This is a genomic window from Pseudomonas sp. Q2-TVG4-2, assembly GCF_013620795.1.
Lineage (GTDB): Bacteria > Pseudomonadota > Gammaproteobacteria > Pseudomonadales > Pseudomonadaceae > Stutzerimonas.
In genome coordinates this window covers 559224-574645 of sequence record NZ_LGLW01000004.1, presented here as the reverse complement: position 1 = coordinate 574645, position 15422 = coordinate 559224, and the positions used below count along the sequence as shown (strand labels likewise).

Genomic DNA, 15422 nt, shown 5'->3' with positions numbered 1-15422 from the left:
TACGGCAACTGTACCGGCACAGTGTAGAAGCGTCAGCACTTGTTTGCACAGTCAGCAATTGGATCCGTTTGATGAGATTCACCCGGACGCTATCATTGCGCCCTTTTTGAATTAGGTGAGTCACATGAGCGAAGATCCAAGCACTCTCTATGCCAAGTTGCTGGGCGAAACCGCGCCGATCTCCTGGCAGGACTTGCAGCCATTCTTCGCCCGTGGCGCGCTGCTACGCGTGGCCAGCGACTTCGATCTGATCGAAGCGGCGCAGGCGGTGGCTCAGGACGACCGCGAAACAGTAGCCGAATGGCTGGCTAAAGGCCACATGGGCAAGATCGAGACTGAGCAGGCGCAGGATTGGCTGGATCGCGATCCGGAGCTGTGGGCGGTAGTGGTAGCGCCCTGGGTGCTGGTGCAGGAAAGAGCAGCGAAGCCCAGCCAGCACTGATCCACGTCAGCGCCTAGCCGCGCACCCAGCGCATCCGCGCCCAGCCACTGAGGGCATCGACGGCCAGCACCATCAACAGCATGGCCAGAATCACCGTCGACGCCTGGGCTTCCTGGAATAGGCTAAGGCTCATGTAGAGCATCTGCCCCAGACCACCGGCGCCGACGAAGCCGAGCACGCTCGCCATGCGGATGTTGTTCTCCCAGCGATACAGCGTGTAGGCCAGCAGCTGTGGCCAGATGATGGGCAGGGTGCCGTAGCAGAACGCGCTGATGCGATTGCTACCTGAAAGGCGCAGCGCTTCGGCGGGGCCGCTCGGCGTGTTTTCCAGGGTTTCGGCAAATAGCCTCCCCAGCACCCCGGCAGTGTGTAGCGCCAGCGCCAGGGTTCCGGCATTCGGCCCCAAGCCAGCCGCCAGAACCATCAATGCAGCCCAAACCAGTTCGGGGATGGCGCGCAATGCGTTGAGCACCAGCCGCGAGCTGGCCATGGCAATAATGCCGACGCGTCCTGACGCCGGTAATGCGAGCGACAATCCGAGCAGTGCGGCCAATAGCGTGCCGATCGCCGACATCGCCAATGTTTCCAGAGCGCCGTAGCCGATCGCTCGCAGATGGTTGGCTGAAAGATCGGGACTGAGGAAGCTCGAAGCGTAATCGGCCATCTGCCCAACGCCGTCACGGCTGAATAATGCGGTGGCCTCGAATTGCAGAAAGGCGAACGAACCGATCACGGCCGCGATCAGCAACAGCGGCAACGCATAGCGCGATAGCGACTTCACATGAATCTCCGGCGCAACGCCTGGCTGATCAGGTCGGCCATCAGCACCAGCGCCAGGAAGGTCAGCAGCATGCTCGCGACTTCACCGCCGGCGAACATGCGCATCGATAGATCCATCTGCTGACCCAGCCCGCCCGCGCCGACGAAGCCCATCACCACCGAGGCGCGCACGGCACACTCCCAACGATAGACGGTATAGGACAGCATCTCGCCCGTGGCCTGTGGCAGCACACCATAGGCGAGCGCCTGCAGTCGTGAGCTGCCGGCGCCTAGCAGGGCGCGGGTGGGCAGCGGATCGACCGACTCGAAAATCTCCGCATAGACCTTGCCGAGCATGCCGGCGTAGGTAATGGCAATGGCCAGCACGCCGGCGGTCGGTCCAAGGCCCACCGCACGCACGAACAGCAACGCCCAGACGATCTCCGGCACGCTGCGCAGCACGATCAGCAGTCCACGCACCGGCCAACGCGCTGCCTGCGCCCACCACCTCGGGCGGCCGGCGCGGCTGAGTGCCGAGATCGACAACGCTCGCGTAGCCACCAGCGCACAGGGCAGTGCCACGACCAGCGCCAGCGCCATGCCCGCAGTTGCGATGGCGAGCGTCTCCAGCGTGGCGCGCCCCAGCAGCGCGAGAAAGGCCTGGTCGTGCGCGGGCGGCCAGAAACCGGAGAGGAATACACCCATGGTTTCGGCGTTGCTGCCGTCAAACAGCACGCCCAGGTCCAGTTCGCTCAGTGACAGGCCCGGCCAAAGCATAGCCAGCGCCAGCAGCGTCGCCACCAGGCGCGGGCCGGCGGCCGGGTCGCGTTGCGTGAGGGTTGGACTCAGCATCGCGGAACGTGCAAGGGCTGGCCTGGCAAGGGCAGCGAGGCCTGCTGGTTGTCCAGCTGCTCGTTCGCGTAGAGCGCTTCGAGCTCGGCCGGTGTCACCGCTGTCGAGGCTTTATCGAACAGGACACGTCCTGCACGAATTCCGATGACCCGCGGGAAATGCTCCAGTGCCAGATCCACCGCATGCAGGCTGGCCAGCAATGTCACCTGACGGTGCACGGCATCGCGATTGAGTACGTTCAGTGAGTACGCGGCAAGCACCGGGTCCATCGCCGACACTGGTTCGTCCGCGAGAATCAGCTCGGGCTGCTGATAGAGCACCCGGGCGATACCGACGCGCTGAAGCTGTCCGCCGGATAGCTGATCGCAGCGCATATAGAGCTTGTCAGCGAGATCCAGCCGGCCGAGGGCTTTGGTCGCACCCTGCTTGTCCAGTGGATAGACCAGGCTGGCGAGACTGCGCCCCAGCGACCAGCGGCCCAGCCGCCCGGCGAGCACCGCAGTGATGACTCTTTGCCGGGGCGGAAGCGGTGGCGCTTGGTGAATCAGACCGATGCGCTTGCGTAGTTTCTGCCGCGCGCCAGTAGATAGCGACCAAGGCGTGCAGCCGAGCAATTCGAGATGCCCATTGCTTGGTTGGATGTGGCTGGCCAGCAGACGCAACAGCGTGGTCTTGCCGGCACCCGACGGGCCGATGACCGCGACTCGCTCGCCTTGCCCTATCTCCAACTCGATGTCCTGCAGGGCCGTCTGTCCGCCCGGATGGCTATGACACAGGCCGGACAACCGCACGCATGATGCCGGCGCGGGTGCGCTGCGGATACCCGGAGGAATAAAGGTGATCGAACTGCTCATCATGACTACCTGGCTTCGCTGGTCAGGCACAGCTGCCTGCGCATCGCCACGAGGGTTTTTGGCGCGGTACGGCTGGGCGAGGAGGCCGAGCCGTGACGGTTCTGGCTGCACCCGACCGTTGCCGATCGAGTGCGAAGGGTTACTTCAGCAGGCCAGCGGCGCGCGCGGCTTCCTCGATGCCTTCGTAGTTTTCCGGACGGGTTTCGATGAAGCGGCTGGCCGCCTGCAGATCGAGAATCTTTTTATGCTCGGGGTTCTTTGGATCCAGCGCGAGGAAGGCGGCTTTGATCTTGCTCACCAGCGCAGGATCGAGGTCGCCGCGCACCGTCCAGTTGTAGTCGTAGTAGGGCGGGGTGGTGTCGATGACACGGACCTTGCTCGTATCTACCTTCCCGGTCTCGACCAGCTTGTCCCACACCGAGGCGTTGAGTACGCCACCGTCAGCTTTGCCGGCCTGGACCCAGGCTGCCGTGGCGTCGTGGGCGCCGGAATAGGCGATGCGCTTGAAGAACTGCTCGGGATCGATGCCGTCTCTGATCATGAAGTAGCGCGGCATCAGGCTACCTGAGGTCGAGGACACAGAGCCGAAGGCGAAGGTTTTGCCTTCGAGATCCTGCAGCGTCTCGACTTCGGGGTCGGCGGTAATGAATTTGCTGGTGAACTTCTCGTCTTGCTCACGCTGCACCAGCGGAATCGCATCGCCGGTCTTCAGTCGGGTTTGGACGAAGGTGAAGCCGCCCAGCCAGGCGAGGTCTATACGGTCTGATGCAAGGGATTCCACCACGGCGGCGTAATCGGATACCGGGGTGAACTTCACCGGCATGCCCAGCTCTTTTTCAAGGTATTGGCCCAGCGGTTCGAACTTGCGGATCAGCTCGGTCGGTGCTTCGTCGGGAATAGCCGAGACACGAAGGACGTCGGCGGCCTGTGCGGTGACAAAAGACAGGGATACGGCAAGGCCGGCAACGGCTGCCAGGGTGCGCTTCAACATTGTGGTTCTCCGGTTCAATAGCGGAAAAAGCGCGCGGATTATAGAGGTAGAGGGGCGCGCTGATGCAAGTCGCGTGGCGCCGGCGCTCTGTTTTTGCAGTTCGCAGTTGTGTAAGCGCGCGGATGATTTGGCACCGTTTTGCGGCTGGTTTGGCATCAGCTGCGCGCCAGATTTTGCGCATTACTTGGCACAAGCGTTCCGAAACCCTATGGTTGTGGCTCTCTGCCACTACCTGGAACACTTATGGCTTCAATACTGATTGGATACGATCTCAATAAGCAGAAGAATTACGCTGCTTTGATCGAGGCTATCGAGGAACTCAGCGACACACGATGGCACTGCTTGGACTCTACCTGGATCATCGTGACCGAAACCCCTTGCAAGGTAATCCGCGATCGGTTGCGTGGCCATATTGACGAGGATGATGAGCTTCTAGTCGTCAAGCTATCTGGCAGTGGCGCCTGGGCTGGGTTCAAAGGTGAATGCAAATCCTGGCTGAAGGAAAATCTCTAGAACAACCCTCCCATCACCTCTGGCCGCCAGTTCATGATCACTAGCTCTGAGCTGGCCGCCTGTCCTCCCTGGCGTTGGTTTGCCACGCTGTATTTGAGACTGGTCTGCTCGATCTGGAAGCCGGTGAACGCCTCACGGATGTCGGGGTGGTCGTTGATGCTGACCATCACCTTGCCCTTGCAGCGGCGCATGAAGTCGGCCATTCGCTGGTAGTTCTCGAACGGGAAGTCGACGCCGTAGCCTTCGGTCTGCCAGTACGGCGGATCCATGTAGAAGAAGGTGTGCGGCCGGTCGTAACGCTCGGCGCAGTCGAGCCAGGTCAGGTTTTCGACGTAAGTGCCCGCTAGACGCAGGTAGGCGGCTGACAGGTTCTCTTCGATGCGGCAAAGGTTGATCGCCGGGCCCGTGGTGGCGGTGCCAAAGCTCTGGCCGTCGACGCGGCCGTCGCGGTCATTGCTCCAGGGCCAGGCCCAGCGCGGCAGCGTGATCAGCCGCCAATCGCCGGGCGCCTGGCTGAAGGGCTGCGGCAGGCCTTGCGTCACGCGGAACGGGAGCGCGAGCGGCACGACCAGCAGGCCGGCCAGAATCAGCAGTACACGCAGCGGCAGCAGGCAGACCCATTGCAGGGCCGCCCGTAATATATGGGTCAGCATTGGAAACCTCGGGATCAGAAACGAAAAGCCCCGCGCAGGGCGGGGCTTTATTAGGGGCGGCGGATCATGCCGGCCAGCCGGTTTCGAGCATGGACGTGTCATAGGTTCCAGCCACAATCTCTTCTAGCAGGGCCTCTTCCCGCTCGAAGCACGCCGACACGTAGGCATAGACCGCATCGCCGATGGCCACCATTTCGGCGTTGGTTGTTGGGCGGAAAACGACAATCCCTGTCGCCAGGTCGATGCACTTCCAGCCCTTGCCGTCGACACGGAGAGCCCGGTCGATGGCGCGAGTTTCCTGCACGATCTTGTCTTGAGATTCGCGGTCGGTGGCGATGCCGTAGCCCTGCCAGGCGATGCCGGCCACCTCCTGATGCCATCGACGGCTGGCAACTGCGGCGCGGTGATCGTCATCGGTCGGCACGTATATCGGCGGGTCAATCAGTATCGGCAAGCCGTCGGCGTCGTGGCTGCGGATCTTGCCGGGGGCAGGGTTGGCGATGACCGACTGATAGCGGTCTTCGGTGATTGGCACTGCGTCAGCAGGCATCTCCGTATGTCGACCTTCAAGGTATGTCGTGCGAGTTGTTTTGCTGTAATGACGCATTCGCTATCTCCTAGTTACCGACGACCCAAAACCTAACCCGCGAAGAAGTCGCAGACCCGAAGTAGGTGACAGGAATACTCGCGCTTCCAAGCGGTTCAGAGGTTGTCACCGCACGCTGATCACTCAAAGGCCAACCACTCGCCGTGAGGAATGCCTGAAAACATTGGGTTGGAAAAGCGATAGGGTACGTCGCAGTAGCAGCCGTGCCGGCTCCGGATACAACGACCGAACCCCATTGGATAATCAAACCGAACAACCAGCGAGGGAAAACGATGTATCCATTCTGAGCAAGACTGACAGAGAACCCCATTTGCAACTTCTTCGGCGTCACAATCGTTGCGTCATCAGTGCCCGCTTCGGTCTGCGCTTGGGTGGCGACTTTTGCGATGCCGAGCACCGTTTCGCTGGCTTGCACGACCTTCTTAGCGATCGCCTGAAATACCCTCAACGGCGTCATACGCTTGGTATTTTCGGTGCCGGCCTCTGCCTCTGCTTGCGTCGCGACCGGCGCCACCTTGTTGATAATGGCCACGACCGCCTGGCGCATCTGTGCGGGGTTGGCCTCGTCAGGCAATAAGCCGCCCTCTTCGATGACGCCGAGGATTTCATCTGTGACATCGTTTGCCCACTTCGCCGGATCCCGCGAAGCGGAAACGCCGAGCAGCGGATTGCCGTCGGTGAACTTGCCGTTTAGCAAGGCCACGCCGGGTTCTGACTTCGGGTAGTCCATTAGTTTTCTCCGTAGTTGAAAAAGAGGATGGAGGCGCCCGGCTTGCGCTTTTGCATGACGCATTCGAGCTGGTTGTCGCCCCATGCCCGGTAGGGTTCGCCCATCGCTGAGCGCCCGTGTCGGCGCTCGATCATCAAGGTCTCTGGCAGGTTGAGCTGCCAGACGTCTTCCCAGTCCTCGCCGCCATAGGCCTCGCCCATGCTGGCGCGGCCGTATCGGCGGGCGTGGTATTCGGTAATGGTGGCGGCGGGGTAGCCCATGGCTTCGGCCAGGGCGAGGAAATAGCTGCGGCTTTGGCCGCCCAGGCCGATGATCTTGGTCACTACGGCGTTGACGCGCTCCTGCACGGTGAGCGAGCCCTGGACGCTGCATTCGTCAGGCAACCCGAGCGCCGCTTCCCAGCGTGTCAGCGTCTCGAACGCCTCGGCGGGATCCGCTTCGCGGTAGAGGTCATCGGCGCGAAGGTGGACGCGCGCGAGCGGCTGGCCCAGCGCGCGCAGCAGTGCCTGCAGCGCGCTGTCTGGATCCTGTGACCAGGCAGCGCCCGGCGGCAGCAGCTGGCTTAGCAGCCGACCGTAGTCTTCGCCTGTCACGACCATGTGATGCCACCGAAGGTCGACATCTCGCCCGTGGTGCGATGCACATCAGCCGTTGGGGAGAGAACGCTGTTGTCACGCTCACCATTCGCGATGCTGACCGCCTCACGGATATGGCTGAGCAACAGTGACCCACCGGGTGCCGCCTCGCGGCGGTGCAGGTCGCGCAACTCGGCCTCAATCGCAGCCTGGACTTCCACGGTGTTTGGCACTGCGCGGATCTGGTACTGCAGCGGAGCGGAAACAGGCGGCAGGACATAAACCGAGCGGCGTCCGGCGGGTCGGCGCTCGGCAATATAGGCCGCGCACGCTTCCAGCACTTCGGCGCTGGGAATAGGGTCGTCCTGGTTGTCGCAGACGATACGGACCACGATGCTGCCGCTGCCCTGCTCATGCTCGGTTGCCCAGGCACGGGTGATCGCAGGATGGGATTCAAGCGCCCAGGTTTCGTAGTCGGTGAGGCTGCCGCCCTGCGGTGGCTCCGCCATACGGCGATGCACGCGGCGGCGCAAACCGTCGAGCGATTCAAGATCGGTGCCGCCCATGAGCCCACCATCGGCCACCGTGGCGGCAGACTGGATTCCAGTCACCGGGCTGAGCAGGGTCAAGCGAGCGCCTGCCGGAAGATTACCTGCAACGCCGAGCGTCTGCGCATCGACCGTAACCAGGGCGGTCGCAGCGGCCAGCGTGACCGACTCACGAACGGTGTAAACCAGTTCCTGACTGTACTGCAGACTGGTGCCGGCGAGCACGGTTGCGCCTATTGCTCCGGAAATGCTCACCGGGCCGGCTGCTCCAACCGGGTCGCGGTACCAGAGTTTGTAACGCCTGGCCCAGCGCTCCACGCCTTCGGCATCGGCCAGTTCGTCCGGCAGCATGTTGCGCCAGCGGTGCTCGATGTGGGCGTGTAGGCCCTGCACAGCGCCGGCCTCGGCGAACGCCAGGACGCCGAGCGTACTGCGGCGGGTTCTGGCCTCGGTGCCGGGTAGATGGGCCTCGATGTCGCTGCCGATCTGCTGTCGGGTCTGCTCAAGCGTGGGGATTGGGAACGGCATTACAGGTTCTCCCACAGGGTGTCGTATTGGTAATTCTCGGTGCGGCCGTCGCGGCGCAGGATGGCCACGTCCAGGCGCAGCCAGCCGCGCTTAGGGACTGAAGCGGTGATCTCGGTGCGTGCGGCGATGCCGTCTTCCAGCGTCCAGCTGACGCTTTCTTTGCCGTAGTCGCGGGCGCGGCGCAGGGTTTCGGCGATTTCCTTTTCGCGGCTGAGCAGCCACAGGCGGGACCCGATCTGGTCGCCCGCAACGCCCGGCCAGGCATCGCCCGGCCAGCCACGACGGTCGCGGGCATCGCCCGGCAGCGCATCGTCTGCACGCGCGCGGCGATCGGAGAACAGGCTAATGACGAGGGGCGTCTGCAGGGTGCCATCGAGCGCAATGTCGCCGTTCTCGATCGCGATGTCGGCCTCACGACCATTCCACTTCAGGGCAATGTCGGTCATTGGGCGGCGTCCGAAGTATCAGAGCCGCGCTGCACACCGCCGTGCGTGTGTTCAATCTGGCTGATGCCGGCCGCGATCTGGTCGCCTGTGGACTCAATGCGGCCGGTCTGGGTAATCACCGGCGTGTCGATATTCACTGCGTCGGTGGCCTTGATATTCAACGTGCCGGTCTGGATGTCGATGATGCGGCCGCGCTTGAAGTGGATCCGGTCGCCTTCATCGGTGTAGATGGCCACCTCGCCGTCCTCGAGGTCGGTCAGGCGATAGCGGCGATCGGCGCAGGCGATGACGACGCTGTGCGCGCGGTGGCCACCGATTGCTACCACCAACGCTTCGGCGCCGGTGTGCGGCTTATAGGTGAAGCCATAGGGCTGCCAATGCTCGGCACCGTCGAGCTGCTCATCGGCCAGCAGGCTCAGCTGCAGGGTCTGCATGCGAGCGGCATCGTTCACCAAGGTGACGACGGCGCGGCTGACGATATGCGCCAAGCCACGGCGGAGCGGGCTCAGCATGCGGTCAATACCACGCATCGGTGACCTCCGGTTCCGGTTGTTGCAGCACGTCGAATGCCTCGCGTGGCATGAGGGTGAGTTCGGTGCGCTCGCCCTGGTCGTCGAGGCTGTACGCGATATCGGTGATGAGCCGCTCGGCGCCCTGCAGGTACTGATAGGCGTCGTGAACGGTGGTCAGGCTGTTGTGCCGCCAGATCTGGCCGTTGGACTGACGGCAACTGGTCAGGCTGTAGGTGAGCGACTGGGAACGACCCCAACGCACGTTCCGCTCCCAGGTGACCTGCTGGCGTGCGCCTGCTGCGTCGAGGGGTCCTTCGGCGATTAGGGTGAGGGGGCGATGACGCTTCATGCGCGAATCCGACGCGCGCGCCACCACGCCGCTGGCCTGCTCGCCGGACAGCCAGTCATCACCCTGGGCCTGCCCCTTGAGGGTGTATTGGCTGAAGACGTCGACGAGGTCCCGGCTGCCTTCCCCCTGATGGATGTTTTTGCCTAGCACTAGGGCATCATTCGCACGGGTGTGACCGGCGCGGCTGATGAGCAGATTGCCGCGACCATCGGTGATGAGCAGCACGCCCCTGATCCGTGCGGCCTGGTCGAGCATCTCGAATACCGTCTCGCCGTCGTTTGGCTTGAGGCTTTTGAACGGTGCGTTGGCACCCACCTGGTCGATGACGGTTATGCCAAAGGGCGCGCAAAGCTCGCGGGCGACGTCGGTCAGGCCACGACCGATCCATTGCGTGGATGGTGCGGAGCAGTCGACCAGATCGCATGTCTTGTCCCGGCCGCTGACGCTTACGCTGTGTTCCTGGGCGTTGTAGGTGGGACTAACACGATCGATGTAGCCAGTGATCAGCAGCTCGCCGTCATAGTGCAGGCTGCACGGCGCGCCTTCGGGGATCTCGCGGCGCTGGGCTTGGCCCGCCCAGCGCTCGGTTAACTGCAGGTCGAATCGACCGGCGAGCTGCTGCATGCCCAGGGCGATGCGGTAGCCTTTCCAGCCGCCCCATTCCTGGTTGCCGACGGTGAGCAGGACTTCAGGCATCCTTCAGCACCTCTAACGACTGGCCGCCCTGGACGAAGCCGGGATGCGCGATGCGATTGCGAGCGACTATTTCATCGGCACGCCGGGCATCCCCGTACAGCTGGTGGGCGATAAGCAGGGCCGGCATGGTGATGCGCGGCTGGAACTGTGTCAGCGACACCAAGGCCGCTGAACGCTGATTCATGTCGCTGACCAGCGCAGCTGTGAGCTTGGCCAGAGCCGCATAGCGGTCCGGGCTGGCCGCGAGTTGCTGGCGGTCGAGCTCGGCGACGACCTGGTCGCGCACCTCCACCGCCTGGTTGCGGTTTTCATACGCCAGGCCAGGCAGGACTTGCCCCTGGCTATCGAGCGGACGACTGGTGCTCAGGCGTGCGGCCTCGGTCACCGCGACACGCTCGATCAGGCGATACACCGCTGCCTGGTTCGCGGCTTGTTGCGCGCGAGCAGGGGTGACATAGCCGCTGCTGCGCACCGGCTTGGCTTTGCTTCCGAGGTTGAAGAGGGCCGCTTGCGCCTGGAATGCGGCGAAGGGATTGGTGCCGCTGGTGATACTGCGTACTACGTCGAGCAGGCTGAAGCTGAGATTACCTGGCGCGAGCATGAGTTGCTGAAAGCTGCCAGTCAGCCGAGTGTACAGCTGGTTGAATGAACCGGCGCCGCTGAGCAGACCGCCTGCATTCGTTACGGTACTGGTTGCGCCCTGGACGGTCCCGATTACAGGGCTGGCGGCGCCCTGCGCATACTCGAACGCCTCGCCAACGGCGCCACTGGCTTCGCCCAGCATGGTGAGCGCTTCGTCAGCAACGAAACCGGCCGTGCCGAGCACGCTCCACTCTTCCTCGAACTCGACCAGTGCCTCATGTTGCACCTGGTCAGCTGTGGCGTTGACTGCGGCGCCTGGTAGCGTCTGGCTATCTGGGCGCGGCGTTTCGCCAGCCTCGGCGAAGTTCTGAGTAATGCGGGCCAGGCCGCCCTGTTCAGTGCTCTCCTCGACGCTATAGTCGCCCAGCACGACAACATCCAGCTCACCATAAAAGGGGTGGATGAGCGTACCAGGGCCCCAGGCTTCCAGCGCCTCGATCAGCTGGTCACGCTGGGCCATGTAGTCCGGCCCGATTACGGTCATGGACAGGTTGAACTGGCGCGCCTTGCGGCCCATGTCCTGGGTGCTCGGCACGTCGCGCAGGGGGTACTCGTCCAGCACGGTACGGCGACCGCCCGTGCGGGTACTGTTTTTCAGGTGAAACGACACGCCACGGAATGCGCCGGGCCGATAGTCATCGCGCCAGGCCATCAGCTACCCGCTCCGGTACGGCCGGTGAGCACGCGCATCTCCAGATCATCCTGGGGCTTGAGCTGGGTGACCTTGGCCTTCTGGTCGCCCTCGATGCGGATGGTGAGCTCGGACGCGGCCTTGTTCGCAGCGATCGCGCTGCGGGCACTTTCGCTGAACGGAGAGATGGCGTGCGCAACCGCTTCGCCGATGGCATCGCCCAACGCGGTGCCATCGATCAGGTAATCGCTGAGCAGTGTGCCGACGCCATAGCCGGCCGCGCCTGCGCCTGCGACTGCCGCACCTGCGGTGGCCATGGCGCCCGCACCGAAGGACGGGAGAGCTGATAGCGGCGCGCCGCCCAGCAGGGCCAGCGTGGTTTTCAGTTTGCTGAAGGTCTTCGGGCCAACCACGTCGCCTGCAGTTCCGGCCAGCTTCTCGGCAATGCCAAGCTTGCCACCAAGTCCATCAGGCATGTTGACGACGAACACGGGTTGCACGCCAGCCGCTTCTTCCAGTGCCTTGCCGGTGGCCACGCCTGCAGCGGTGCTGCCGAGCTTGCCAGCCAGACCCTGGATCGCCTTACCGCCGTAACGTGCCGCGCCGAAGATGCCCGCCGCGCCGAGGGCGCCACCGACCATGATGTCGGTGCCATCCAGGCCGAGGCCACCATTGTCCTTACTGTCGAGGCCGAACTTGATCGCCTCGCTGACGGCGTCATTGATCGGTTTGGCGAAGCCATCCGCGGCTTCGCGCAACGCACCCTTGAGGCGGCCGGTCTGGTCCACCGCGTTGCCGATTGCCTCGGGCAGGTCGCGGGCGATGGTGCCGCCGGCGGAGGTAATGTCGCCGAAGACGTCACTCAGTTTGCCGAGGGAAGCGCCATCGAGCAGCGTCTTGAGGCCGCGCTGGGTGTCCAGATCGGTCTTGCCGAATGCGGCATTGATGAACTTGAAGCGCTGGGCGTCGGTGCCCAGCTTGTCGTACTTGGCCTTGATCTCTCCGATCACTTCCAGGGCATCACGGCGGGTGCCTTCAGCGTCGAAGAACTTCACGCCGGTCGCCTTGGACGCCGACTTCATGTAGTTCGCGTTGGTGAATACGCGCAGGGTGCTGTCGGTCAGTGTGGCGAGGCGCTCGGCGTTTGGCTCGACAAGTGACAGCGTCTCGACCAGCGCGAGGGTCTGGTCCAGGCTGAGATTGGATGACTTCGCATTGCTGCCGATGCGGGCGAAGATATCCGGCAGGTTCTCCAGCTCGGCGTTACCGGCACGGCCTGCAACCACCATCTTGTCCAGCAGCAGCCGAGCCTCCTCGGTGTTGCTCAGGTCGATATCGAACTGCTTACTGGCCACGCCCATCGCCTTGGCCAGCGCATCGGCGTTGGTCTTTGCCACCGCCAGGGTTTCGGACATGGGGGCGACAGTGGCGGTGGCCTCGGCCATGCTCAGACCGCCTGCGATCAGCGCATCGACGCCACCCTTGAGTTCGTCCGCGCCCTGGCCGGTGGCAATCTGCGCACCGAGCAGCTCCTTACGCAGGCGCCCGGCTTCGTCTGCAGTTGCCCCGGCGGTGAGCTGCAGCTGCTTGAGGTCTTTGTCCAATCGCGCCGACTGCATGCCTGCGGCGATCGCTGACACGCCGATGCCCAGCTGAGCCAACTTACCCTCAACCGAACCTGCGAAGCGGCCCAGCGCAGCCAGCTCGCCCTTGGCGGCGTTGCCGAACTTGCGCAGGCCACCTTCGCCTTTGTTCAGCCCACCCATAAGGCGGCTGACATCGGCGCTGATGCGCATGGCCAGGTTGAGGTCAGTTGTGCTCATTTTTTCTTCGTCAGGTTGCCGATGTAGTGGTGGAACTCACGGGGTGGCAGGGCGTTTATCTCGTCGCGCGACCAGCCGTGCCGCAGTGCAATCAGCTGGACGGCGTCCCAGTGCTGGCGGAGCCGTTCGGCTCGTCGTTTCCCAACTTGTCCAGTTCCAGCTGGGCGGTGCGCAGGGCAACGAAGTCGCTACGCTTGCGGATCATCGAAACCACGAACGGGCCCGAAAACTCGCGGCCGCTGGCGTCGGTGACCTTCACCAACTGACGCACGGCCAGCTGGGCTGCGTAGTGGATCTGGTTGCCGGCGCCGCCGGACTCGACCTCGGCTTCGATCATGTCGCCAAGCAGGGCTTCGCGCATGACGAAGCTGGTGTAGCGCACGCCGGTGATATCCAGGCCGTGAGGCAGCGTGCCGGTGGTAGTGATCTTTTGCATGAATGCTCCTTACAGCTGCTCGGCCGGCTGGCCGCTGATGGTGATGGCCACGTCGCGGCCGACGCTGATGGTGTTGGTGGTGAACGCCTCGCGGATGACCCACGACTGACCGGTGTCGCTCTCGAACACCACGTTTGCGTCGACCAAGTCGCGCAGTTCCTGCACGGCAAGATCCTGGGTGAGCGGGACGGTGCAGCTGAGCTCGGGCGCGGTGGTGGCTTCGAAGTAGCCAACCGAGCCGTCGTCGAGCGGCTCAGCGGTGCGACCAGTACCGCCCAAGTTGAGGGTGGCGCCTTCCTTGGTGCGCAGGCGCTTGCCGTTGTAGCTGATGGTGGCGCGGCCGTGATGCTTCATAGGGCCTCCTTACAGGCGGTACTGGACGGCGGCTGCGAAGATGTCGAACTGGTTGACCAGGTTCGGCGGCAGCACGGCGTTCATACGGTTGGGGTTCTGGGTGGAGCGCTTGATCAGCAGGTCGCGCTTGAAGCCTGCGACGTCTTCGATCAGCCCATCCTCGGTGGCGAGCTTGATCGCCTCGGCAATGAGGGTGGCGCGCACGGTGGTGGGTGTTGCATAGGCTTGGCCCGGTACCGCGACGTCACCCAGCTTGTGACGCGGGTAGTCACGCGCTACGGCTGCGTTGAAGCGGAAGCGCACCAGGTCGACGGTCCACTTGGTTTCCAGGCGCAGCAGGCTGATATCCGGCAGGCCAAAGCTGTTGCTCTGGTAGTTGGTGATGATGGTCTCGATCAGTACCTGGCCGCCCTGGTCGACAGTGAAGGTGCTGATGCCATCGAACAGCGCCAGGTTGCGCTCCGGACGGGTGAAGCGGCTCTTCTCCGGTGGTGGCAGCACGCCCGGCAGCGGCAGGCTGCGGAATGGCCGCGCAGGGTCATTGGCTCCGGATGATTCGGCGACCGTCGCCCAGACAGCCGCGACGACCCACGGCGGCGTGGGCATGTCGTACATGCCAAACGTGCTGATGTGCGGCGAGTTGCGGCTGTTGCCCCAGGTGGTGAGCGCGGCATGGTTGCCCACCTTGGCGTTGAACACGTGCCCGGTGAGCGGCTCCATCGGGCCGAAGCGATCGGTCATTTCCTCTTCCAGGGCGACCAGGTTGGGGCCGTCCAGGTAGGGGCAGACGATGCTGTAGTACTGGGTACCGGCGATCGCATCGATCACCGAGACGATGCTCGGGTTGGCTGCGCCGCCCGACATGGCGGCGATGGCCACCGTGAGGCCGGCCGGGGTCTGCTCGCCGTAGTAGTTGGCGCGCACGTCCAGGTCGTTGCCGGTTTCGCCCTTCCAGCGGCAGGTAAGCGTCACCACGCCCAACGCGGCCGAGGCGGTTACCGGTAGGTCACCGTTGGCGTTGATGGTGTCGGCCAAGCGGGTGGCCAGGGTGGCGACGGTTTCGCCGGCAACCACAGCGATGCGCACCTGGGCGCCGCCGATATACAGCGCAAGGATGCCGGTGAGGGTCGGTGTGCCGGTAAAGGTGACGGTGCCAGCGGCGGCGACGCCGGCTGCATCGTCATCGAGCGCGATCGCCCAGATGTCGACGTAGTCATCGGCTTTGCGCGCTGCTGCGGCCATGCCGTGGAGCATCGAGCCCTGCCCGAACGCCTTCGCGGCCTGGTCACCGGCTTGGCTGCCGAGGCGAGTGGCGATCAGCGCCGACACGTCACCATTGGCCAGTCGCTGGCCGACCAGGAGCAGACGGCGCTCCATAATGGCGCCACCGCCAGCGGCCTTGCTGGGGTCGATCTCGATATAGATGCCGGGTACGCGAATGTTGTCCGGGATCTCGTTGAAGCTGACGTTCTCGGCCATGG

Annotated in this window: 18 protein-coding genes and 1 pseudogene; 2 read left to right on the top strand and 17 right to left on the bottom strand. The window is 63.8% G+C overall.

Translation table 11 applies throughout. From position 1 onward, the window contains the following. The first annotated feature begins 124 nt into the window (after positions 1–124). Positions 125–442 (top strand): DUF2288 domain-containing protein, encoded by a 318-nt coding sequence (locus tag H3028_RS11000; protein ID WP_181297044.1) that lies wholly within the window; start codon positions 125–127, stop codon positions 440–442. A gap of 13 nt (positions 443–455) precedes the next feature. Here H3028_RS11000 and phnE read toward each other — a convergent pair whose 3' ends face one another. From phnE to H3028_RS10980, 4 genes are all read right to left on the bottom strand, one after another. Beyond that, positions 456–1223: a phosphonate ABC transporter, permease protein PhnE gene (gene phnE, locus H3028_RS10995; RefSeq protein WP_181297043.1), complete on the bottom strand. Its 768-nt coding sequence runs from the start codon at positions 1221–1223 to the stop codon at positions 456–458. After that, positions 1220–2053, bottom strand: coding sequence for an ABC transporter permease (locus H3028_RS10990; protein ID WP_181297042.1), 834 nt, complete (start codon positions 2051–2053; stop codon positions 1220–1222). Before H3028_RS10990 ends, phnE begins: the two co-directional genes overlap by 4 nt. After that, positions 2047–2907, bottom strand: coding sequence for a phosphonate ABC transporter ATP-binding protein (locus tag H3028_RS10985; protein ID WP_181297041.1), 861 nt, complete (start codon positions 2905–2907; stop codon positions 2047–2049). Before H3028_RS10985 ends, H3028_RS10990 begins: the two co-directional genes overlap by 7 nt. 139 nt (positions 2908–3046) lie before the next feature. Continuing rightward, entirely contained in the window at positions 3047–3898 is an 852-nt protein-coding gene (locus tag H3028_RS10980) for a putative selenate ABC transporter substrate-binding protein (RefSeq protein WP_181297040.1), read from the bottom strand. 243 nt (positions 3899–4141) lie between these two features. Here H3028_RS10980 and H3028_RS10975 point away from each other — a divergent pair, with 243 nt between their 5' ends. Beyond that, positions 4142–4411, top strand: a complete 270-nt coding sequence (locus H3028_RS10975; RefSeq protein WP_181297039.1) for a SinR family protein — start codon at positions 4142–4144, stop codon at positions 4409–4411. Here H3028_RS10975 and H3028_RS10970 read toward each other — a convergent pair. The 13 genes and pseudogenes from H3028_RS10970 to H3028_RS10910 form a co-directional block, all read right to left on the bottom strand. Continuing rightward, positions 4408–4854, bottom strand: a pseudogene (locus tag H3028_RS10970) (DNA adenine methylase); the annotation flags it as partial. The gene H3028_RS10975 and the pseudogene H3028_RS10970 sit on opposite strands and share 4 nt — an antisense overlap. A 274-nt stretch (positions 4855–5128) precedes the next feature. Next, on the bottom strand, positions 5129–5671 hold the full coding sequence (locus H3028_RS10965) for a DUF4376 domain-containing protein (protein WP_181297038.1): 543 nt from the start codon (positions 5669–5671) through the stop codon (positions 5129–5131). A 10-nt stretch (positions 5672–5681) separates the two neighbouring features. Continuing rightward, entirely contained in the window at positions 5682–6401 is a 720-nt protein-coding gene (locus H3028_RS10960) for a hypothetical protein (RefSeq protein ID WP_181297037.1), read from the bottom strand. Beyond that, positions 6401–7000 carry a YmfQ family protein gene (locus H3028_RS10955; RefSeq protein ID WP_181297036.1) on the bottom strand — a complete coding sequence of 200 codons (600 nt, stop codon included), beginning with the start codon at positions 6998–7000 and terminating at the stop codon, positions 6401–6403. Before H3028_RS10955 ends, H3028_RS10960 begins: the two co-directional genes overlap by 1 nt. Continuing rightward, entirely contained in the window at positions 6991–8052 is a 1062-nt protein-coding gene (locus H3028_RS10950; protein WP_181297035.1) for a baseplate J/gp47 family protein, read from the bottom strand. Before H3028_RS10950 ends, H3028_RS10955 begins: the two co-directional genes overlap by 10 nt. After that, complete coding sequence (locus tag H3028_RS10945; RefSeq protein WP_181297034.1) at positions 8052–8498, bottom strand: phage GP46 family protein; 447 nt, start codon at positions 8496–8498, stop codon at positions 8052–8054. The genes H3028_RS10950 and H3028_RS10945 overlap by 1 nt, the downstream gene beginning before the upstream one ends. Then, entirely contained in the window at positions 8495–9028 is a 534-nt protein-coding gene (locus H3028_RS10940; RefSeq protein WP_258237751.1) for a phage baseplate assembly protein V, read from the bottom strand. The genes H3028_RS10945 and H3028_RS10940 overlap by 4 nt, the downstream gene beginning before the upstream one ends. Continuing rightward, the gene (locus H3028_RS10935) at positions 9015–10055 is read right to left on the bottom strand and encodes a phage baseplate assembly protein (protein WP_181297033.1); all 1041 of its coding nucleotides are present in this window, start codon (positions 10053–10055) and stop codon (positions 9015–9017) included. Before H3028_RS10935 ends, H3028_RS10940 begins: the two co-directional genes overlap by 14 nt. Next, a complete protein-coding gene (locus H3028_RS10930) occupies positions 10048–11349 on the bottom strand; it encodes a DNA circularization protein (protein ID WP_181297032.1) in 1302 nt (433 codons plus the stop codon). The genes H3028_RS10935 and H3028_RS10930 overlap by 8 nt, the downstream gene beginning before the upstream one ends. Beyond that, entirely contained in the window at positions 11349–13151 is a 1803-nt protein-coding gene (locus H3028_RS10925) for a phage tail tape measure protein (RefSeq protein WP_181297031.1), read from the bottom strand. Before H3028_RS10925 ends, H3028_RS10930 begins: the two co-directional genes overlap by 1 nt. A gap of 91 nt (positions 13152–13242) precedes the next feature. Continuing rightward, on the bottom strand, positions 13243–13587 hold the full coding sequence (locus H3028_RS10920; protein WP_181297030.1) for a hypothetical protein: 345 nt from the start codon (positions 13585–13587) through the stop codon (positions 13243–13245). 9 nt (positions 13588–13596) lie between these two features. Beyond that, positions 13597–13941: a phage tail tube protein gene (locus H3028_RS10915; RefSeq protein ID WP_181297029.1), complete on the bottom strand. Its 345-nt coding sequence runs from the start codon at positions 13939–13941 to the stop codon at positions 13597–13599. A gap of 9 nt (positions 13942–13950) precedes the next feature. Continuing rightward, the gene (locus H3028_RS10910) at positions 13951–15420 is read right to left on the bottom strand and encodes a phage tail sheath subtilisin-like domain-containing protein (protein WP_181297028.1); all 1470 of its coding nucleotides are present in this window, start codon (positions 15418–15420) and stop codon (positions 13951–13953) included. Between the last annotated feature and the right edge of the window lie 2 nt (positions 15421–15422).